Annotated in this window: 19 protein-coding genes; 1 reads left to right on the forward strand and 18 read right to left on the reverse strand. The window is 37.2% G+C overall.

What is annotated here, in order from left to right:
- Positions 1-62: 62 nt before the first annotated feature.
- The 16 genes from H4J62_RS01625 to H4J62_RS20600 form a co-directional block, all read right to left on the reverse strand.
- Positions 63-2504 carry a TonB-dependent receptor gene (locus H4J62_RS01625; protein ID WP_182215526.1) on the reverse strand — a complete coding sequence of 814 codons (2442 nt, stop codon included), beginning with the start codon at positions 2502-2504 and terminating at the stop codon, positions 63-65.
- A gap of 86 nt (positions 2505-2590) precedes the next feature.
- Entirely contained in the window at positions 2591-2830 is a 240-nt protein-coding gene (locus tag H4J62_RS01630; RefSeq protein WP_182175477.1) for a hypothetical protein, read from the reverse strand.
- Between the two features lie 256 nt (positions 2831-3086).
- Positions 3087-4526 carry a metalloprotease TldD gene (gene tldD / locus H4J62_RS01635; protein WP_182175476.1) on the reverse strand — a complete coding sequence of 480 codons (1440 nt, stop codon included), beginning with the start codon at positions 4524-4526 and terminating at the stop codon, positions 3087-3089.
- A gap of 26 nt (positions 4527-4552) precedes the next feature.
- Positions 4553-5389: a carbon-nitrogen hydrolase family protein gene (locus H4J62_RS01640; RefSeq protein WP_182215527.1), complete on the reverse strand. Its 837-nt coding sequence runs from the start codon at positions 5387-5389 to the stop codon at positions 4553-4555.
- Positions 5382-9323, reverse strand: a complete 3942-nt coding sequence (locus H4J62_RS01645; protein ID WP_182215529.1) for a YhdP family protein — start codon at positions 9321-9323, stop codon at positions 5382-5384. The genes H4J62_RS01640 and H4J62_RS01645 overlap by 8 nt, the downstream gene beginning before the upstream one ends.
- A gap of 194 nt (positions 9324-9517) precedes the next feature.
- Positions 9518-10984, reverse strand: a complete 1467-nt coding sequence (rng, locus tag H4J62_RS01650; protein WP_182175473.1) for a ribonuclease G — start codon at positions 10982-10984, stop codon at positions 9518-9520.
- Positions 10981-11598, reverse strand: coding sequence for a nucleoside triphosphate pyrophosphatase (locus tag H4J62_RS01655; protein ID WP_182215530.1), 618 nt, complete (start codon positions 11596-11598; stop codon positions 10981-10983). The genes rng and H4J62_RS01655 overlap by 4 nt, the downstream gene beginning before the upstream one ends.
- A gap of 36 nt (positions 11599-11634) precedes the next feature.
- Entirely contained in the window at positions 11635-12114 is a 480-nt protein-coding gene (mreD, locus tag H4J62_RS01660; RefSeq protein ID WP_070375567.1) for a rod shape-determining protein MreD, read from the reverse strand.
- Positions 12101-13021, reverse strand: a complete 921-nt coding sequence (gene mreC / locus H4J62_RS01665; RefSeq protein WP_070375566.1) for a rod shape-determining protein MreC — start codon at positions 13019-13021, stop codon at positions 12101-12103. Before mreC ends, mreD begins: the two co-directional genes overlap by 14 nt.
- 136 nt (positions 13022-13157) lie before the next feature.
- Positions 13158-14201, reverse strand: a complete 1044-nt coding sequence (locus H4J62_RS01670; protein ID WP_070375565.1) for a rod shape-determining protein — start codon at positions 14199-14201, stop codon at positions 13158-13160.
- Positions 14202-14912: 711 nt separating this feature from the next.
- On the reverse strand, positions 14913-15464 hold the full coding sequence (locus H4J62_RS01675) for a PEP-CTERM sorting domain-containing protein (protein WP_182215532.1): 552 nt from the start codon (positions 15462-15464) through the stop codon (positions 14913-14915).
- Positions 15465-15658: 194 nt separating this feature from the next.
- Positions 15659-16111 (reverse strand): MSHA biogenesis protein MshP, encoded by a 453-nt coding sequence (locus H4J62_RS01680; protein ID WP_182215533.1) that lies wholly within the window; start codon positions 16109-16111, stop codon positions 15659-15661.
- Entirely contained in the window at positions 16101-16919 is an 819-nt protein-coding gene (locus H4J62_RS01685) for a PilW family protein (protein WP_182215535.1), read from the reverse strand. Before H4J62_RS01685 ends, H4J62_RS01680 begins: the two co-directional genes overlap by 11 nt.
- Before the next feature lie 74 nt (positions 16920-16993).
- Positions 16994-17569 carry a type II secretion system protein gene (locus tag H4J62_RS01690; RefSeq protein ID WP_182215536.1) on the reverse strand — a complete coding sequence of 192 codons (576 nt, stop codon included), beginning with the start codon at positions 17567-17569 and terminating at the stop codon, positions 16994-16996.
- Positions 17556-18056, reverse strand: a complete 501-nt coding sequence (locus H4J62_RS01695; RefSeq protein WP_182215538.1) for a type II secretion system protein — start codon at positions 18054-18056, stop codon at positions 17556-17558. Before H4J62_RS01695 ends, H4J62_RS01690 begins: the two co-directional genes overlap by 14 nt.
- 31 nt (positions 18057-18087) lie before the next feature.
- A complete protein-coding gene (locus H4J62_RS20600) occupies positions 18088-18594 on the reverse strand; it encodes a prepilin-type N-terminal cleavage/methylation domain-containing protein (RefSeq protein WP_182215540.1) in 507 nt (168 codons plus the stop codon).
- 223 nt (positions 18595-18817) lie between these two features.
- Here H4J62_RS20600 and H4J62_RS01705 point away from each other — a divergent pair, with 223 nt between their 5' ends.
- Entirely contained in the window at positions 18818-20449 is a 1632-nt protein-coding gene (locus tag H4J62_RS01705) for a PglL family O-oligosaccharyltransferase (protein ID WP_182215542.1), read from the forward strand.
- 69 nt (positions 20450-20518) lie between these two features.
- On the opposite strand, the gene H4J62_RS20605 is transcribed toward H4J62_RS01705, so the two are convergent.
- On the reverse strand, positions 20519-20980 hold the full coding sequence (locus H4J62_RS20605; protein WP_182215544.1) for a prepilin-type N-terminal cleavage/methylation domain-containing protein: 462 nt from the start codon (positions 20978-20980) through the stop codon (positions 20519-20521).
- Positions 20981-21024: 44 nt separating this feature from the next.
- Positions 21025-21621 (reverse strand): type II secretion system protein, encoded by a 597-nt coding sequence (locus tag H4J62_RS01715; RefSeq protein WP_182215546.1) that lies wholly within the window; start codon positions 21619-21621, stop codon positions 21025-21027.
- Positions 21622-21742 lie beyond the last annotated feature (121 nt).

Raw genomic sequence — 21742 nt, forward strand, 5'->3', positions numbered from 1 at the left:
ATCGTTAAACATACTTTGTAGATGAAGCCTTGGCCTCATCTACAAAGCTATTATTCTACTGCTTAAAAACTTCCTCTAATACCAACCGTAAACCCTCGTGCCGGTAATGGTGAAACACCTTTGAGAAATGACGTATGTACTCGTGCTTCTTCATCTGTAATATTATTCACTTTTAAAAATGCCACCATATCGTCGCCAACATTATTAATAAAGTAATTAAAGTTAGCATCTAGCATAGTATAGCCGTCTGTTTCACTTTCTAATGCCGCTGTGTCTGATTGTTTAAAGTAATGTGTTGCACTTAGCTCTGCTGAATACTTATCGGTCATATAATTTAATTGACCACCAACGCGCATTGGCGGGATCCTAGGTAGATTATCATTGTTATTATCAGTAAGCTTTGCACGAATATAATCAGTAAATAGCGTCGCTTTAAGTGAAGGTGCTACCTGATAAAAAAACTCAGCTTCTACACCATACATCACCACATTATTTTGTTGGAATACATAAACGGGCAAACCGGCAGTTTCCTCCTCATGATTTTCTTCAATGGCTTCATCGTGACTATCATGGCCGCTTTCTGCAAATAGCCCAGTATTCGCTTGATAATAATAATCGTCAATATGATTATAAAAAGCACTGGCAACAAAACCAAAGTCGCCTTCAAATTTTCTCCAAGTAAGATCTAGATTATAAGCTGTCTCTAACTCAACATTTTGATCAGACAGGTCTACATGTAATTCATGGTCTTCTTCATGTACCTCAAACAATGCCCCAACTTCATAAGTATTCGTGCCGATATGAGCACCATTCGAAAACAATTCACTCGCTGAAGGTGCTCGCTGAGAAAACGCAGCAGAAAATCCTAAATTATAACCCGTTGAATATTCCCATACAGCACCTAAAGACGCACTTATAGGCGTAAAGCTCTGTTTATTAAAATGCGACTCTTCTTCATGGCTGCCTAGTTCATCGCTATGTTCATCGTGTGATTCAACTTCACTATTTGCACTCAAGGTTACATGTTCGGCACGTATACCTAATTGCCATAAAACATCATCTATGTGTTTCTCTTCAAGCCAAGCAATGGCAATTGATTCTGTGTTTGAAGGAGGCGTGAATGCTTCTTCTCCGATAGCATTAAAATCATTTTCTTTATAATGCAATGTCCATGCACCTTTCCAACCGTCAACGGCTTGATGATAAAGATCAAAGCGTGTTTCTAACATCTCATTATTAAATTGAGTACCGACTTCACCTCCTTCAATTTCTTGATGTTGGTAATCTGTGTAAGCAGCTTTACTCATCACACGATTAATAAAACTGTCTTCAAAACTAATTTCACTCAATAGTTGATATCTGTCTTGTACTAAATCACCAAAAACAGCGCCTTCTTCACTGATTTCAGTTCCTGTTTCTTCATGTTCTTCTTCACCGTGTTCTGAATGCCCAGGAATACCGTAAGTTCTTTCCATTCGGCCATACGAAAAGCCAATATATCCTGCGTCAAACAAATAACTTGAACCCAGGGTAAAACCTGATGACTTCGAGGCACTGTTCTCTAGAATACCTTTAATTTCTTCGCCTTCATGTTCATCATGACCTTCTTCATGTTCATCATGGTCTTCTTCTGCAGTCGCATAGCCTGGGATCTTATAATCATTAGATTCACGCCAAAACGCATCAAGATGAACGGCTAGACTTTTGTACCCTGTGTTTACATTGAGTGTTGCTTCACTTTCATCTGCAACATCATTATGCTTAAGTAAATAATCGACCTGATTATCAATATTTGTAGGTACTCGATTATCAACGACATTCACCACACCACCTATCGCACCACTACCATAAAAAAGCGTTGACGGCCCACGAAGTACTTCTACCTGTTGGGCAGTACCAGCTTCGGCTGCAACCGCGTGGTCTGGTCCTACACGAGATGCATCCCCTACGTCTAAACCATTTTGTGTGATTAACACTCTTGGTCCATCCATACCACGAATAATAGGACTACTTGCAACTGGGCCAAAATAACTTGAATGTACACCCACTTCATTTTTCAGTGTTTCACCTAAAGTAGATGCTTGCTTTAAACGCAGCTCGTCACCAGAAATAACATTTACTGGCAAAGCCGACTCAATACTCGATGAATGCAAAGGCGTTGCATAAACATCGACCACTTCCATGACCGTAGCGCTCAGTGAAATTGTCACCTCGGTAATGTCTTGATCGGTAATGGTGAAATACTCGTTGATATGACTAAAGTTTTTAGCACTAACATGAAGTTCTACTTTACCAACACCAATGTCACTAAAAGTAAATTGGCCTTTTTCGTCAGTAACTGCTTTATATTTAGTATTAACCAAAGAAACTTTAGCTTTCGCAATCCTGTTGCCATCGGCATCAAATACTACGCCTGAAAATTTTTGAGCATGGCTGGCAGCGCCGACCATTAATAATGATAAGGCACACAAAGGTGCAATTTTATTGATATAAATTGATTTCATTTTTTTTCCAATAGATAGATCTAAAGAAGATTAGCGATTAAGCTAATTTCCTAAAATTTGTATTTTTGAACTGTGTTAATTTTTATCTATTGAACAGGGGGGGCACGTAACTGTGGTATCAAATAAAATGGCGTGTAACGATTAACTATAATTAATGTTTGCGTAGATTGTTGATAATTACTGACGTTAACCAGTTTTAAGGTGATATTATTCTTTGGCGTGTCAATGTTATGCTGACACAGTTTACACTGCTGTAATTCAACATTATCAGGTATCAATTCACCATGCGAACTATGACTAAGCGTGGCGCACAGAAATGCAGACATGATCAATAAACTTATTATTGATTGCCGACTCTGTGAAAAAAACTGTGTAAATAAAAAGTGATTACTACGCATATGTTGTTACATTATAACAATTAGAGCTGTTTTTCAATCCCTGTTAATAAAAATAGCGATTGTTATTATTTTTATAATGTTTTGCCAAAATATTCCTCTTAATAGCTAGCGCAAAAAAAAGTCATCAGCCATTTATTTCTAAATAGCAGATGACTTTCTTAAAAGTAATTTATTCAGAAATGAACTACTGAGTGCCACCAATTGTCATTTCATTGATTTTCAAAGTAGGTTGGCCAACACCTACCGGAATACTTTGTCCATCTTTTCCACAAACACCAACGCCAGCATCAAGTTTCAGGTCGTTACCGACCATGCTGACATTTTTCATCGCTTCAGGACCACTACCAATTAACGTAGCGCCTTTTATTGGCGAAGTAATTTCACCGTTTTCAATAAGGTAAGCTTCAGAGCTGGTGAAAACAAATTTTCCAGAGGTAATATCAACTTGACCACCAGCAAAATGTGGCGCGTAAATGCCTTTTTTCACTGACTTAATAATATCTTTTGGATCATGTTCACCCGCAAGCATATAAGTATTAGTCATTCTAGGCATAGGTAAATGTGCATAAGATTCACGGCGACCATTACCGGTAGGTGCTACACCCATCAGCTTAGCGTTATGCTTATCTTGCATATAACCTTTCAAAATACCTTTTTCAATCAGTACATTGTATTGTCCTGGCGTTCCTTCATCATCTATTGAAATTGAACCACGGCGATTAGGGATTGTGCCATCATCAACAATAGTGCATAAATCAGAAGTCACCTTTTGACCAATTTTACCTGAAAATGCTGACGAACCTTTACGGTTAAAATCACCTTCTAAACCATGACCAACGGCTTCATGCAATAGCACGCCCGGCCAACCAGAACCAAGTACAACAGGTAACATGCCAGCTGGAGATTCTATTGCCACCACATTGACTAAAGCTTGACGAACCGCTTCTTCGGCATAAGCTAAATAACGTGCTTTACCATTTTCAAGTTCAAAGAAATAACTATAATCAGTTCGAGCACCACCGCCAGCACTGCCACGTTCACGTTTACCATTATCTTCAACTAATACTGAGCAATTTAAGCGAACCAGTGGTCGTATATCAGTAGCAAAAGTACCATCGCTAGCAGCCACTAATATTTTTTCATAAACACCTGACAAACTAACAATAACCTGCTGAACACGCTTATCAACTGAACGAGCATGGGCTTCAATTTCATGCATTAAGGTGATTTTTTGCTCTTGCGCTAGACTGCCTAACGGATCAGTGGCTTGATAAACTGATTTCACTGTTTGATTTTTAAAAGCAAGTACTCGACCATTTTGGTCGGCATTTGCAATACCTTTAGCGGCATCAGCTGCTTTTTTTAACGCGAGAGGAGAAATATCATCAGAGTAAGCAAAACCAGTTTTTTCGCCTGATATTGCTCGCACACCAACACCACGTTCAATATTATATGAACCTTCTTTGACAATGCCATCTTCTAGCATCCATGACTCATGACAGCTCGACTGAAAGTATAAGTCGGCTAAATCAATGTTTCGTTGATATATATTGTTTAACGTTTGATCTAAAAGATCTCGGTCAATTTGGCTATCGGCTAAAAGTTCACGTTCAACACTATTCATATTTTTCACTTATCGTATTAATTTATTTAATTTGGGCGTTTTAATGTGCTTTCAAATTGATTATGTTCAGTAACAGGCATTGCTGCTCTTACTCTGTCTAGTTCGTCACGGGAAAATTCAACACTAATACTACCAATACCTTGCTCTATACAGCTAAGTATTTCTCCCCAAGGACTGATAATCATACTGTGTCCCCATGTTTCTCTACCATTAAGATGCGTACCATGTTGGCCTGCAGCTACAATATACACTTGATTTTCAATGGCACGTGCTTGTAATAATGTTTGCCAATGTGCTTGACCAGTTACTGTAGTAAAGGCACTTGGTACCGTAATAACATCAGCACCTAACAAGCGAAGTTGGCGATAAAGTTCAGGAAATCTCAAGTCATAACAAATTGTTAAGCCAATATTTACATTTTCAGCTTGCCAACAACAAATTTTATCACCCGCTTGAGTATAGCGAGATTCACGATAACTTTTTTCGTTATCTTCAACATTAGCATCGAATAAATGAATTTTATCGTACTGTATTAACTCATGACCTTGCGGTGAAAAAATACAACTACTGTTAGTAAACTTATCTTCAATTTTGGCTGAGGTTGCTAGTGGAATACTACCAGCAACCAAAAGCACCTGATATTTTTTGGCTAACGTTGCCAGCTTATCTTTTAATGATCGTTTAGATACCGCTAATTGCTCGGCGTCTTTTCCTCCAAAGAACAAACAACACTCAGGTAAAACGACAATATGTTCATCATTCGAAGTAACTGGCGATAATCGAGCTAATTCAGCCTCAATACTCACTAGGTTTTCTTCAACATTGGGTACAGAGCATAGTTGTATTGCCGTAAGTCTAACCATCTAGGTTTATTTCCTTGTGATCTTTTATACCCTCTGTTTTATTTGCTGGTGTAACAGGAGTGATATTGTTCTGATCAGGAATGATATCAATAACTTCAGGAGGTGTTGAACGGCCAACTTTTATATTTTGGTTTTTTTTATCGACGACTTTTACTACGGGTAAGTCAATTGGCCCAGTAACTTCAATTTTATATTCTGAAACAACTTGCGAGGTAATAACGCCATCAAGAGCCAAAGCACCAATAAAGGTCAATGGGTTTAATGTCGCTATCCAGGCAATTGCAGGTAAGCTTGAGGTTAAATTGGGCTTATAAGACATTTTATAATCGAGTACTTGGTCGTTTAAGTTGGTATTACCTTTTATAGATAAGTCGCCTGCCGCACCTTTCATGAAAGTGTTATCAGTATAAACAACGCCATTTTTGACCTCAAAATCTCCTTTAATGGAATCATAGAACATACCATCACTAAAAATATCTCGAAAATCAAACTTCAATTTACGAACTAAGGACTGTAAACTGAGTAGTGAAAATGCTCGGGCTTGATCAGGTACTTCAGCTAAATATCCGTCTGAAAGTTTAACTTGGCTTGTACCGTTAAAGCTTCCTATCGCAAAATCTAATGGGCTACCTGTCCAGTTAAAATTATAGTACATGTCCAATTCACTATCTTTTATCGTTGAAGGATAACCTAATTTCTCGACTTCTTGATCAACATTTTTCGCTTTCAATTTGCCTATAATAGTGGTTTGAGATTCATCGGCATTATGTTGCCAACTGGCATCAAAACTTAATTGTGTTTTACCCCGTGTAGCCGTAAATTTTTTAATGGTTAACGTATCGACAGCAGACCGTTCAATAGAAAAATCAACTTCACCAAAATCAAATTTTCCATAGCTACAACTCGAACATTTCCCACGAATAGGCGGAATATTAGCGAAAATAACATCGTTACTTATCGGTTCTGCTGATGGTTCCTCAACAAGGTTTTCATTAACAAGTTCATCATCTGCCGTTAAATGAATAAAATCAGCATTAAGCTCTATCCCTTGTTGATGCCAATCAGGATAAAACTTAGCTTTGGTACGTGTTTCTTTGGCTTGCAATTCAAGTAACCACCATTGCTCTTCATCGTTAAGATTAAAAGAGACGTCAGTTAATTCTTGTCCTAACACATTAAGCTTTTCAACCTTGCCCCTAATACGTTTAGGCGCACTTAACAGGGCAACATTATCTGCAGCTGTATTTACCGATGCTTGTTCTATGCCATCAAGAATATCAAAAATTAACGGTTGCCACTCGGTTACTGAGGCGGTAGATAAGTTTGTCGTGATATGAAAGCCTTCCGTTGGTAATAACATATGTTCATTACCTAAGACTAAATGTGCTTTAGTAAATTGCACTTTACTATGATTTAACTCACCATAAAAATTTAGCTCATCACCGATTTGTGCGTAAAGTACTGATGAATGTTCCTCTCCAGAAACTTTTACCGCAACATTAAGTACATCATCGGCTATTTTTTTATAAGGCGCAGGTAATGAAAGTGCTATCTTTTCTAAAGTAGAGTCCAGTAAGAGTTCATAACTAAAACCACCTTGGTGGTGCATCTTTAGCGTTAAATCACCTTGCCACGCTAACAGACCCTGACCATATTTTTCAAGTAATTCTGGCAGCTCTTTTTTCCAAGCGGTTTCTGGCCACTGCGCTTGTAGGTTAATCAATGTTTGGTAATATTTACGGTTAGTATCCTGGGCTTCTACTTTCAGTACTAAGGGCATTTCTCGCCAATTTAATGTCAGTCCTTGCGTCTTTATTACATCATTTTCGTAGCTCAATTCACCATTCACTTCCGTAAAGTTCATGGCAGGTGCTTGCAATGCTATTTTATTATTCTTGAACTCAACCTTGCCACTTGCCACAGCACTATCAAGATCATTTAAAGGTAAATTTAGTGCAAAGCTACCTGAAATATTTTCTGATACTTGTAGCTGGTTTAGTGTCTCTCCAACCGTGTCGGCCAACGGACTATTGTTCATTAAGTCACTTACTGCATTGGCTTGGGTATCTTTAAAATTCGCGGCAACCGTTAATATTTGTTGGCCAGCTAAATCATCAATAGCAACCTTAACACCGGTAACGTCTATGCCAGTAAGCTCGCCACCTCGACCCGTAATTAGCATGCTGTTGTTAGTGAAATTTAAGTTAGCATCAAAATCATTAATCACCGGCCAACTTGGATCAAACTGAAATTTACTCTTGACCAATTCTGCATTAACAACAAAAATACCGCTATTATCTTCAAATGGGAATTTATCGAGTGGCCCATTAAAAAGCACTTGAGCTTGTGCGAATTCACCGTCAATGATGGCTAAGTTTAAGTAATCGACCAGCTCCTGTCCCATCAATAGATGTGGGTAAAAATAGTTTGCGAGCTTAGCGTCACCTTGATGCACATTAGCGAGTAATGCCATCGTGATTGTTTCATCTTCTAGCGCTTTAATTTCTACATCGGCGGTAGCATTAAGTTGTTCTGATATCATTTCGATTTGCTGAACTTTCACTAATAGTTCAGCATGATTAAAGTCGACATTAACTTGTGCAGCAATCGATTGGTATGGAATGGGATAAAGAAAGTGTTGGTCAAAATCTAGCTCTCCATTTTGAGCTAACAACTTAACCTGCAAGTTTTTTTGAGTGAAGGTAAGTTCACCACTGACATTTTCAACGCCGGGGATCCCTTGACTAAACGAAGAGGTAACATCCGAAAATTGCGCTACGGCTTTAATATCATCGTCATTATTGAGCAAGTAAACGTCGGTTATCTGTCCAACCGGAGCAAGATCATTTAATAATGTTTCACTTTCTGGGTGGCCAGAAAAAAGTGGATAAAGGTCAGCTAAACCAAACAGCTCTAATGAAGAAATATACGTAAGTAGGCCATTGGCCGTTCTTTTCGTGTTGATGGTTAATGGCTGCCAAGCCTTATTGTTGGTGTAGAACTGTAATGGTGTGGTCGTAGTGTTTATATTTTTAGCATCGTCAAAATTTTCAACCAAGATATTACCTTCGTCGATACGAATACTGTGTAATTCATCTTTAAAAAGCCAACTCACTTCATTATCGCCTAATGCGATTTGTAATCTGTTGGCTTTGCCTTTGTTTAAGGTATACCAAGCACTAAAATTAACCGATGAATAAGTTTTGTCATTTTCGATAGCAAAAACAGTATCTAGCCACGGAGTTACATTAAGCTTATTCGCTTCAAAGTATAGTTGACCACTTAAATCACGAAGGTCTTGTCCTGATGCATCAAGATTAAATTTAATATTATTAGATGTTAGCCCGTCAATAAGCATACTACCCGTAGCTCGATGATGATTACCGTTATTGACCCAAGCAAGTTGGTCGACTAAAAAGGTTCGCGTTTTTGACTCATCTTGTATGGTGATATTACTGTTTATTAATGAAAAGCGATTAATTTGCTGAAACAATACATCGCTGATGGTAGCAATAACCGAACTATCTTCCGCGTTTTGATCTTTTGACGTTAATAATGCTTTATCAAAAAAAACTTGTACACCTGCTAAGGTTATATCTTGAGAAATCAATTTTTGATGGCGTAAGCTTCCCCAGAAATCAACAGTCAATTCCATGCGAGACACAAATATATTAGCGGTTTGAGTATCTAGTACATTAACTTTTTCAACAACTATCGTCGGCCCGTCAACCTCCCACTCCATGCTCAACGAACCTATGCTTACATTGCTGTCATAAGTTTCATTGAGATAATATTGTAAGTCTTGATGAAAATTATGTGCGTAGGGCAAAGATAAACGAAACGCACTGATCAGTACCGCAAAAAGCACCAACAAAATTGCCAATACTTTATACAGTCGATTTAACCAACGATTCGAAAAAGCTGAAATACTCATAAAATGAATTTACTACACACTTAATTATCTTAATTTTTAACTTACGGTGATTGATTTATTTACCGTCAAATCAGGTTTTGAAGCCAATATACTAAATTGCCTACACGGATGTAGGTACTTAGGTTTAGTCTGGAACTATAAACCTAAGTTTAAGTAACAATAAGACCCTATTGGCCTTTATCGATAGTTTTTAATTACATCATAATCACATCAAACTGCTCTTGATTATACATGGTTTCTGTCTGAACTTTAATTTGCTTACCGATGAAAACTTCTAACTCAGCAAGGTGATGATATTCATCATTAATTAGTGATTCACTTACTGCAGAAGAAGCATAAACAGTAAATTTATCTGAATCATAGGCGCGATTTACTCGTACTATTTCACGCAAAATTTCAAAACAAACGGTTTCAACAGTTTTTAAATGCCCTCGACCTGAACACACTGAACATTCGCCACATAATATATGTTCTAAACTCTCTCGGGTACGTTTACGGGTCATTTCTACTAAGCCGAGCTTAGAAAACTTACTAATACTGTATTTAACATTATCTTTCGCCATCGCTACATCTAAACTGTGTAACACACGTTTTTGGTGCTCGGCACTGTTCATGTCAATAAAATCGACAATAATGATGCCACCTAGATTTCTCAGTCTCAACTGTCGAGCAATGACTTGTGTGGCTTCTGAATTAGTATTAAAAATAGTTTCTTCTAGATTACGATGGCCGACAAATCCACCGGTATTTATATCAATCGTGGTCATCGCTTCGGTTTGATCAATAATTAAGTAACCACCCGACTTCAATTCAATTCTTCTATGCAACGCTCTTTGTATCTCATTTTCGACATCAAACAAGTCAAAGATTGGTCGCTCCCCTGGGTAATTTTCTAAAAAAGGGGTTAAATTAGGGACAAATTCTTCGGTAAATTCCCGCAACTGCTCAAAAGTCAGTTTTGAATCGATACGAATTCGTTCAAGATCAATACCAACAAAATCACGGAGTACACGAAATGCTAATGAAAGATCTTGATAGATAGGCGCTTTCATTTGCTTTCTTTTTTTACGGTCTTGCACTTTTTTCCAGACACGACGTAAAAATTCAGCATCATGTTTTAATTCTTTTTCATCAGCACCTTCAGCAGCCGTTCGAACAATAAAGCCGTGTTCCTCACTACAATATGGCGTAATAATATCTTTGAGACGATTGCGCTCTTTTGAAGATTCAATACGTTGTGATATGCCCGCATGATTAGCATTTGGCATTAACACCAAATATCGAGCGGCTACGGTAATATCTGTGGTTAAGCGCGCTCCTTTGGTGCCCAGTGGATCTTTAATGACCTGAACCACAATTTGCTGGCCTTCATGCACTAACGCTCTAATGTCAGGTACGTGGTCAGCGGGCAAATCGTCATTACTAATAATGAGTTTAGTGTTGATGTCTGAAGCATGTAAGAACGCGGCTTTTTCTAAATTAATATCAATAAAGGCTGCTTGCATACCCGGTAAAACCCGAATAACTTTACCTAGATAAATATTGCCAACCAAACCACGACGAGATTCACGTTCAACATGAACTTCTTGCAATACGCCATTTTCTATTAGCGCAACTCGAGTTTCACTTGGGGTTACATTAATCAGTAATTCACCGCTCATAAAATTTCTCCGTCGCTGAGGGGGCTTGTTTGGTCTTGAACAGGGGTAGGTAAACCTAACTCAGCCAATAATTTTGCTGTTTCATATAAAGGTAAACCGACTACAGCAGAATAACTACCTTTAATTTGTGTCACAAATTGTCCACCAATACCTTGAATACCGTACGAGCCTGCTTTATCTTGAGGTTCACCGGTATGCCAGTAGCGCTTAATTTCTTCAACAGACAATTTTTTAAAGGTAACATCCGTAGAAATAACCGCGGATAATATTTGTTTGTTTTTTACAACGGCAATGGCGGTCAGTACTTGGTGAGTGTTGTTTGATAACATTAGCAGTTGTTGACAGCATGCTGCAATATTCTCAGGTTTACCAAGAATATGATTGTCGAAAATAACGCTAGTATCAGAACCGAGCACGACACTGCCTGCTACTTGATTTTTTGAGACTACTGTCGCTTTTTCAATCGCCAAACGTAACACATAATCGCTTGGTGATTCATTGTCGATGATGCTTTCATCGATATCAGCAGAAATAGTTTGAAATTGATAACCCAGTTGGCTAAGTAATTCTTTTCTTCGTGGTGACTGTGACGCTAAAATTAAAACAGGCTTCATAGAAAAATTACTCAGTTAACGGGTCAATAACAGGGGTTAAGTAATACGAAAGTGACGACGTACTTTTCTTAATAATAAAAACGCCCAAGGCCACAGTACAATAGTTGTGATCACCGGATATAAATAACTAGGTAGGAACACGGCATCAGTTAAAAACCGTTGCATCCAAAAAACAATTAAATGATATAACGCCGATAAAACACCAACAATGAGTGATTGTTGCCAAACAGAGAAATTTCTAATTTTTTGAAAGTTGCCCGCGATAATATAAACAGCAAGAGCCATCGCCATCGTGTGCACACCGAGAATAGACCCCAGTAAAACATCAAGTAATAAGCCAACAAAACCAGCGGTTATAACATTAACACGCGCGGGTAAGGCTAAGCACCAGTATACTAATACCACTAACACCCAGTCTGGACGAAAAACATCAATACTCTGGGGTAATGGCATAATGCTGGCGATTAAAGCGATAACCGTAGTAAAAATAATAATCAAAAGGTTACGTATCGACATTATTTAGTCCTGTGTTATCTTCACTTTTTTTATTATCAGGTACGTTTGGTGTTACTACTTTTTGCGAAGGCGCAAAAATCTCTGATGCTTTTTCAGGCCACAGCAATAATAAATAGCGTAATCGATCAATTTTAGCGACCGGCTGACTTTGTACTAAAGCAAAGGCATTTGCATCATTCTGTGAAACTTTGGTCACTCGTGCAACAGGATACCCTTCAGGGTACTTATCACCAAGACCTGAAGTTACTAATAAATCACCCGTGCGAACATCCGTACTGTGTTGCACAAAATTATGGGTTAATCTGTCTATTTGTCCTGTTCCTGAAGCGACTAAACGCACACCATTTCGACTAACTCTAACAGGTACGGCGTGAGTGACATCAGTAATTAAAATAACCCGACTACTATTAATACCCACATGTAATACTTGCCCAACAATACCTTCATCGTCAATAACAGGTTGACCTTCAAAGACACCATCATCACTGCCACGGTTAATAACGACTTGCTGACTATACGGATCAGAGTCGACTGATATTATTTCAGCGACCATTTTCTTTACTTCACCACGTATCGGCGACGCCAGTAATAAACGCAACCGCTTATTTTCTTTCTTGATAATTTCAAGTTCTAATAGTTGTTGATGAAAACGCAATTCTTCAACTTTATATTGCTGGTTATCACTGAGTAGTTGTCGCCGCGTAACAATATTTTCGGCAGCCCAAGTCATGACTTGCTTAGGAGTCGTCGCTAAATACTGTAAGGGGCTGACCAGAGACTGTAAATAACCTCGAATATTTTCAAAGCTATTCATTTTGTGATCGAAAAAAATTAAAGACACAGAACAAAACAGCACCAACAAGAGTCGGTGCTGAGGGGAAGGGCCATGTTTAAATATTGGATTCATATAAACCTAAAATTTATTTAGGGAATGGTCATCGTTAAACTACATAGGTAAATTTAAGTAATAGATACAAGATGACATCAGTCAATAAGTACTTCTACCCGCTAAATTTACCCTACAACGACAGACGGAAGGTTACTTATTCATAAGAGAATAAATCGCCGCCGTGCATATCAATCATCTCAAGCGCTTTACCACCACCAAGAGCCACACACGTAAGTGGATCATCAGCAACGACAACAGGAATGCCAGTTTCTTCCATTAATAAACGATCCAAGTCACGTAATAATGCGCCACCACCAGTAAGTACCATACCACGTTCTGAAATGTCAGAGGCTAGTTCTGGTGGCGCTTGCTCTAAAGCAACCATAATAGCACTAACAATGCCGGTTAGTGGTTCTTGTAGTGCTTCTAATATTTCATTGCTGTTCAACGTAAAACTACGAGGAACACCTTCAGCTAAGTTACGGCCACGTACTTCAATTTCTAATACTTCTTCACCTGGGTAGGCTGAACCAATTTCATGTTTAATACGCTCAGCGGTTGCTTCGCCAATTAAACTACCAAAGTTACGACGTACGTAATTGATAATGGCATCGTCAAACTTATCGCCACCGATACGTACAGAAGAAGAATAAACCACACCGTTCAATGAAATAATACCGACTTCAGTGGTACCACCACCAATATCAACTACCATCGAACCTGTAGCTTCTGAAACTGGCATACCTGCACCAATAGCCGCAGCCATTGGTTCGTCAATAAGATAAACTTCACGGGCGCCAGCACCAAGTGCAGACTCACGAATAGCGCGACGTTCAACTTGAGTAGAACCGCAAGGAACACAAACAAGTACACGAGGACTTGGGCGTAAAAAATTATTACTGTGAACTTGTTTAATAAAGTATTGCAGCATTTTTTCAGTAACAAAAAAGTTAGCGATAACACCATCTTTCATTGGGCGAATAGCTTCAATATTACCTGGCGTTCTGCCCAGCATTTGTTTTGCAGCAGAACCTACTGCGGCTACACTTTTTGAACCACCAGAGCGGTCTTGGCGAATAGCAACTACCGAAGGCTCATTCAAAACGATGCCTTGATCTTTTACATAAATAAGAGTGTTCGCCGTTCCTAAATCTATTGATAAATCATTAGAAAACATGCCGCGTAATTTTTTAAACATAAGATCTAAATATCCTAAAGTGTTATAAAAAGAGAATTAATCTCTTTTATTCTCAACAAAGCATTGAGTTAATCAATGAGCATTTTGTCAAGTTTGTTAATAATATATTATATGGGCTAATCATACCTGAGTGTTTCAAATTTGTGTTGTTTGAATGATAAAAAACATCACTTTTTTAGCATATTTTTAATGACTAAGCCAAAATTGAGGGAATTGTTAATCAATAATGTATTAAATCCCTCATTCTTGTTAAAAAGTCATAGTAACATTTTCTCGATTTGGACAAAATGTTACAATTGCACAATTACGTTTATCGGTTGTGTTACTTACTTTTGCGGTGCAGTTACATTTTCGCCAATCTTTAGTCTTGTATTCAACACCAATAGTTCCCTAATTATTACCATAAAATAACAAAATATTTTTGTACTCGCTTCGAATTACAAATCAATCTTTTTAGATAACCTATTTAATAAATTTCAGCATTTTACCACGAGATAACCATGCTAATTAATCATATTTATCGGTGAATAAAATTTCACTATGACTAATGAATAAAGATGAATGTTCGGCTTAAAAGCCAACTATTTTTTATCGGCACATCTTTTCAAATAAATTTAGCGAGCCTAATATAGGTCCTATATAATTATTTTAAGGCAATAAAAAGCCCCGCATTGACGAGGCTGTTTGCACGTAAACGCTACAAATTCCAAACTATTGAATTACACGATTTCTCATCGACAATGCGATTAAAGCAATGGCAAAAATCATAATTGTTGTAGGTTCAGGTACTTGAGCTGGAGTATTGCGAACGTAAAAAGTTTCATATGCCCAGCTACTTGTATTGTTATCACCCACTAAGTAGGTCTCAATTAGTCCTGCATTAAAACCATCAACATCTATATCAGATACCTCTGTAATAGCAGTATTCCAAAACACAAATGAATTCTTGTATACAAGTTCATTTGAAGCATTTAAGTAACTAAAGTCTGCAATATCTCTATTATTTATAAATATTAATAACTCAGAAGATTCAGCATGTCTCCATCCTTTACGATCCCAGCCATTAAGACTGTCAATTGAATCAGGCGTATAAATAGTATTACTGGCCCACGACGCATTCTCAGCAGACGCCCAAGTCCAGTCTAAGCCGCCAATTGTGACATAGTTATCCTGAGTGAGCTCAGATTTGATTAGCCCTGAGTGGGCAACATTAGATAAAAATAAAAAAATAAACGTGGTAAATTTTAAAGAAAACTTAATCATTATAAACCTCAATTAATGAAGAACATCAGTACACTTGTTTACTACTTAATCAACAATAAAGCATAAGTCATGCCAACCAATTAAAGGCAATGAAAAACAATAAGATAGATAGGTAAAAATATAATCAACAAAGCTAACTGTAAAAAAACCTAACACTTAAATCACACTTGATTTAAATGTTTTCCATAAGAGTGTTATAAACTTCTTGCCTCTATCTGAACAGTTCGAGAAGTAACAACACCTCCAATTGAACATTGGCCAACGCTGGTAATCACATAATATGTTGTACCATCAAATACACCATCGTCCTTACAGGTTACTGTTGCTTGACAAGAAGACAAGCCTTCAACATTCGAAAAATCAGGTACAATAATATTGCTCTTGCAAGCCGTTTTAACATTAGTATCGTGTGGAAAAACTTCTAGTAACTGCCATTGAGCACCTGTCTGTGCTGCCGCATAAGCACGGGTGCCTATAACTTCATAGGCAACAGATTCCGCACTTGAAGATAGTATTTTTACTAGCCCCGCACCCAGTAATGCCAAGACAACAATAACAAAAATAGCGACAACAATTGCACTGCCTTCTTGCTTACTTTTGACTTGGTTTGCAGCATATTTATAATGATAAACTGGATTATGGAACATTGGGCACCTGTATCTCATTATCAAAAACAATTTCTTCAAATAACCTCATAAAATGTAGCCGAATAGATACAATCGCATTACGTTGTAAATTAGCGCCATCGGTACTAAATGCTGAATCATCTGTTAAAAACTCAGCCATTATAGCCCGGTTAATTAAACCAAGTGGTTCACCTGCATTACTATGCCCGGTAACATCGTATCTTATTAAATTATTATTATCACCACTACCTTCAATACAATACATCACTGAATCATCAATAAAATAAACCCGATTCGTTGCGGAATCCTCAGCAAAAAGCACTGAGTTTTCTAAGGTTAAAACATGTGGGTCAATAGTACGATCGCTTGAATAAGCTGCACTATCAATAGGATAAAACTTCTTATTTGATTTAAGGTAAACATCATTTGCCACAACCGGGTAAACAATGACATTAAAGTTTATAATATCGGCACTACTGACAGTAGTTGAAGCGGGTACAATAGTAATTTCATCACTTGCTGAATCTGGAGAAACAGGTATATCAACATATACAGCGCTTGCTTTAATTGGCATAAACTCTAAACAAGTATTAGTTATTCGTGCACTATTAGGCAATGAGGCCCTAAGCTCTCTGTTAAGTCTTTCGATGGCAAAGCGAGCAGACGATAATATTTGATCACGTGCAGTAGCATCAGCATATAACTGGCTACCAAACTGTAAGAAGCTACTTACTCCTACCGATAATATGCCCAGTAATACCATAGCAATGATAAGTTCAATCAAGGTAAAACCTTTTGAAGCTTTACCTTTAAAATTAGTACTTCTCAAAGGTACTCTTTTTAACAAAGAAGCATCCTTAATTTTTTTTACAGTGCTATATGGTTGTCTAAAACGAATTAGCATTAGAAATTCGCCTTATATACCGAAAAAACATAATCATCGTTTTGCGGGCTGCGTACAGTAATAGTAATTAATTTTGCTGTTTTTTCATTATCTGTAGCTGATTGGTATTCACCGCTATAGTCGCTATCATTGATGACTGAAACATTCATATTAAAACCCATATAAATATCAGCAAGACTATTGCCTGAGGAATTTACAATTTCATCGCCAAAATTAATTGAGTTGTAATCGTCTACATCATCAAAATTATTACGTTGTTCACCAGGCTCAGCTCCTAAGTTACTCGAAGCTGTGCAACTAAGCGCAGATATTTCGCCACACCTGACAAAACCACCAGACATATCAGAGTTCTCATCAAACGCTTTACCTAAAATTTCATTAATCATCGATTGCCCTAATTCTGCGGCTCTGATCTGGTGAACTTGTGCGGCGCTTTGACTTGCCATTGGATAAATTAAACTTGTTAACACTGCATAGGTAATAGATAGCACGACAATACCAACAATAAGCTCAATCAGCGTAAAACCTTTCTGCTTATAATTTTTTTTCGCACTCATACAATTAGTTAACAGCATAAATATAACCTTGCTCGTTAATAGCAACAATGAGCGTTTGTTCTTGACCAACTATACTAACTTGGCAAGGAGAAGAACAATTAATCGGCCGACCTAAATGATCAAATGAAAATGGCGTTGTACCACCTGCATATTGAAAATTAACAGTATCATCGATAATTTTAACGATAGTCGTGCTGTTGATATTATTATTTACAAAACTGCTGCAGCTATCATCTGGAATGCCTAGTTTATCATTAGTAATTAAAACAAGGTGGCATTGACTAACAGAAGTATCTTGCATGGTACGTAATTGAATACCACGCAGTTTAGTTACGGTTTCGTTTTGGTAGGTGATTTCTTCATAGCCACCAGAAGTTTGCATTTTTGGAATAATGGTCGTGGCGAGTATACCAATGAGTATAATGACAACTACTAACTCAATTGTTGTGAAACCTTGTTGTTTCAGTAATTTTCTTTGATTGGTGATAAGTTTATTTATGCTCACAAATCATCTCTTAAAATAGTTATAAAATAAATTAAATACAGTCAAAAACACTTATTACAGGTGCTATATCTTTCCCAACAGATCCCTGAAAAGTGACCATACAAGGTGACGTTAAACTCGTTGGGGCGTCAATATTTGCAGGATAAATAGTTAAAATTGCCCCCGTATTATTAGCACTAATCACAAAGTCATCTCCTAAATTGATTAATCTACGCCAATAAACTCCAGGAGATCTTGGTACTACAGGGTAACCATAACTAATAGCAAGAGAGTTACCATCTTTTAAAGTAATTGAAGCCGTTCTATCACTTTGATTTCCAGCAACAATGGATTTACTATAAACAAGCGCTGATGCACCTTCTAATGAACCCTTAACTGCTTGTAATGTCGCGGTATTGGCATCGGCAGTTAAGTTTATATACTTGGGTACTACTGTTACTGCAAGAATGCCTAAAATAACAATAACGATCACCAACTCAATCAGGGTAAATCCTTGCTGATTTTTCTTTGGTTGTTTTAGTGTATTCCTAGACTTCATCGGTCTTTCACTTTTGTTTAAAAATTCAATTTATTATCTTTTGATAGCATATAACATTTATCAAAAAAAATATATCTTGCACCTAACAAACAATCTGGCGATAAGATATTGTAAATACTAGTGAACACCATTAGTCTTTGTATATTGTTTTTTTACTCATTTGATACCATTGCGCCTTTTTCCCTATTTCCGGTTTTTTCTCATTTTATACTTCTGCTTTGCCATGCACATAGTTTTAGAAACACCCGGCGGCACAGGGCTTTATTTGTCATTCAATGTTTTTGGCTGGTTAATCGCCACCATACTTATTTCTTTAGGTCTTTGGCAAATCAGCCTTAATAAAAAAGTCATTCTTAGTAAATTACAGCTTTACAGTTTATTGGGGTTTCTGTGTTTATGTGTGCCTATGTTTTATGGCAGTGAGTTCAGTGACCACGCTATTCCACGCTTACTAGGTTTGGCCGGTGGTTTATTGCTTCTGTTATGTTTATATCAATTTGATGAATTAAGAAATAACCCTCAACAAGTTCTCTGGTGGATATTAATTGCCGTTGCTCTGCAAGCAAGTTTTGGCTTAGTACAGTATTTTATTTTAGAAACAGGGGATTGGGGTGGTTATAAGGTTGGAATTAGTCGACCTCACGGCAGTTTTTTACAACCTAATGTAATGGCAAGTTTTATGGCAACAGGCATTGCGATTGCACTGTATTTATCAGTCTCATCAAAAACATTTTCCGTAGATAAATATCAACAAGCGCTCTGTTATTTCTGCTTATTTTCCGCGACGTTTTTAGTGGTGGTGTTGCAGTCAAGAACCGGACATTTCGCAACACTTCTAGTGCTAGCCTTTATCAGCCCTTTTTTATATCTGAAGAATAAAAAACAACTGGGGATTAACTTCCTATTTATAATCATTTCTACTTTAGCTGCAATGCAAAGCTTTGATGATAGTAATGTAGCTAAAAGAGGTGAAAGCAGTTATCAGTCAGAAGGCACAAGGCCTTACAACTTTTATGTAACAACTTTAATAATAAAAGAAAATCCTTTTTTAGGCGTTGGTTACGGTAACTTTGAACGCAAGTTCTTAGACCGATATAACGAGCATAAAATATTAGACCCTAAGTTTAGAAAACCTGAATTAAATCTGTCTCACCCACACAGTGAAGTTTTATATTGGGTTAGTGAAGGAGGAATAGTAGCGTTTTTTGGTATGATTTTTTTCTTTATTGCTTATATGAATAGCTGGCTTAAAATTAATAATAAGTCAGCTAAGCGCTTAGCTATATTAGGTTTGATTACCCCTTTGTTGCTGCACAGTCAATTAGAGTTTCCTTTTTATACCTCTATAAGCCACTGGTTTATTTTTATTATGTTACTTTGGTATACTGATGTACAAAGTAACATTAAGAGCCATGGTATTTCATTAGACAATACCTTCTTACTCCGTTTTCTATCTATATTGTCTCCCATCATTTTCCTCCCTTTCTTGATAACGACCTTACACACAGGCAACATTATTGTTGAACATGAAAAATATGGTTATCAAAATATTGAGCGTTTGTTAGATATTGAAAACCCTATCGCTTGGCAAAGTAGGCTAGATAAAAACATTTATGAGCATACATTAGTTGCTGGGTTGCGAGAGAAAAGCCCTCAAGCTTTACAGCGATATATTAATTGGGGACTTGAGCGTGTTAGACATGCTCCAAGAAAGAGCATTTATTCAAATATATTGCTATGTTTAGATATTATGAAACAGGAAGTTGTATATCAGAGAGTTTTAAAAGAAGCTAAATTCACATATCCGCTCGTTGAAGATTGGGGAATAAATATTGTAGAGTCTAAAAATGATTAGTGTATTAATAAACATCTAATAATAAAAAACCGAGCAATGCTCGGTTTCTTATTACAACAAAGCTTCTGACTAACAACCAGTAGTTGTAGAATTAATAGTGGGACGTGTTTCAGCATTATTTACAGAACTACTGTCATAAACAGCAATACAACTTGTTACGGTTACACCGTTATCATGCTGAAAAGTACCAACAGCAGTTGATACTTCAGATAAATCTCCATCGATATCAATTAAATCACCAATAGATGCATTTGTTGGCCAGCCATAATTTAAAAGAATGTTTGAAGAACCAACACTGATCGCTTGACCTGCTGATGCCGCACTAATTTTACCCGCAACTAATGCTTTAGCGTGTGCTAGATCAGCAGCTGAGTTTAATGCACCTCTAACTCCTTCGACTACTGATGCCTTGGCATCTCCAGTCAAATCAAGAAACTTAGGTGCTGCTGTTGCAGCTAAAATACCTAAAATAACGATAACGATAACTAATTCAATTAACGTAAAACCGGCTTGCTTTTGTAATTTTTTCATAATTTACCTTTTAATTTAATTTTAAATTCTTATCTATCTAACGATTAGTTTATTACTGCAATATTAATCTCTACACGACTAGTCGCAGGATAATAGGTAAAATTGTTGCCTATATTTGCTACACCTGGGTCAACAAAAGCACCCGTTGTTGCGTCTTTATTCAATGTTTCTGTTAAATAATAAATACAATGTGAGTCAGCGACATCACCTGTTTCAGCAACAATATAATTTGTTGTACTGTCTGAGTTAGCAAATGTTTCTAGTGTTGGAGGTTGTTGAAAAATATTATCCCAAATTTCTTTACAATTAGCTGCGTCGAAGCCACCACCTAATGTTGCCCCATCGGTTAAACCCGTTACATAACCAGGACGTACACCTGCTGCTTCAGTGGTTAATGTTAGACTCACACCATCATAAACTGTGGTGTTATTTGTGCCAGTAGTCGTGCGCCCTTCAGCTTCCCACTGAGCTCTAGCTAGAGAAATACCCGTTGCAAAACCACCTGCCATACCTTCGATATTGGCTTGTTTAGCTTGATCAGTTAAATCAATAAATTTAGGAATGGCCGTTACCGCTAAGAAACCTAAAATAACCACAACAATGACTAATTCAATGAGTGTAAAACCTGCTTGTTTTTTCATCACAACCTCTTCTATCGTTTTGCTAGCGCTTTGACTAGTGTTATAAATTGATTCTAACAACGATTTACTAATAAAGTCACTTACTTAGTGTACTTTTATAGCATTATTAACGTATATAAAA

The sequence above is a fragment of the Colwellia sp. BRX8-5 genome (assembly GCF_014077325.1).
Taxonomy (GTDB): Bacteria; Pseudomonadota; Gammaproteobacteria; order Enterobacterales; family Alteromonadaceae; genus Colwellia_A.

Bases quoted from the DNA above. Each gene is read 5' to 3' on its own strand.
- rng (WP_182175473.1), bottom strand. From the start codon at position 10,984: ATGAGCGGTGAATTACTGATTAATGTAACCCCAAGTGAAACTCGAGTT.
- H4J62_RS20600 (WP_182215540.1), bottom strand. From the start codon at position 18,594: ATGAAGTCTAGGAATACACTAAAACAACCAAAGAAAAATCAGCAAGGA.
- H4J62_RS01690 (WP_182215536.1), bottom strand. From the start codon at position 17,569: ATGCTGTTAACTAATTGTATGAGTGCGAAAAAAAATTATAAGCAGAAA.
- H4J62_RS01655 (WP_182215530.1), bottom strand. From the start codon at position 11,598: ATGAAGCCTGTTTTAATTTTAGCGTCACAGTCACCACGAAGAAAAGAA.
- H4J62_RS01625 (WP_182215526.1), bottom strand. From the start codon at position 2,504: ATGAAATCAATTTATATCAATAAAATTGCACCTTTGTGTGCCTTATCA.
- mreC (WP_070375566.1), bottom strand. From the start codon at position 13,021: ATGAATCCAATATTTAAACATGGCCCTTCCCCTCAGCACCGACTCTTG.
- H4J62_RS01645 (WP_182215529.1), bottom strand. From the start codon at position 9,323: ATGAGTATTTCAGCTTTTTCGAATCGTTGGTTAAATCGACTGTATAAA.
- H4J62_RS01705 (WP_182215542.1), top strand. From the start codon at position 18,818: ATGCACATAGTTTTAGAAACACCCGGCGGCACAGGGCTTTATTTGTCA.
- H4J62_RS01675 (WP_182215532.1), bottom strand. From the start codon at position 15,464: ATGATTAAGTTTTCTTTAAAATTTACCACGTTTATTTTTTTATTTTTA.
- mreD (WP_070375567.1), bottom strand. From the start codon at position 12,114: ATGTCGATACGTAACCTTTTGATTATTATTTTTACTACGGTTATCGCT.
- H4J62_RS20605 (WP_182215544.1), bottom strand. From the start codon at position 20,980: ATGAAAAAATTACAAAAGCAAGCCGGTTTTACGTTAATTGAATTAGTT.
- H4J62_RS01680 (WP_182215533.1), bottom strand. From the start codon at position 16,111: ATGTTCCATAATCCAGTTTATCATTATAAATATGCTGCAAACCAAGTC.
- H4J62_RS01670 (WP_070375565.1), bottom strand. From the start codon at position 14,201: ATGTTTAAAAAATTACGCGGCATGTTTTCTAATGATTTATCAATAGAT.
- H4J62_RS01640 (WP_182215527.1), bottom strand. From the start codon at position 5,389: ATGGTTAGACTTACGGCAATACAACTATGCTCTGTACCCAATGTTGAA.
- H4J62_RS01715 (WP_182215546.1), bottom strand. From the start codon at position 21,621: ATGAAAAAACAAGCAGGTTTTACACTCATTGAATTAGTCATTGTTGTG.
- H4J62_RS01630 (WP_182175477.1), bottom strand. From the start codon at position 2,830: ATGTCTGCATTTCTGTGCGCCACGCTTAGTCATAGTTCGCATGGTGAA.
- tldD (WP_182175476.1), bottom strand. From the start codon at position 4,526: ATGAATAGTGTTGAACGTGAACTTTTAGCCGATAGCCAAATTGACCGA.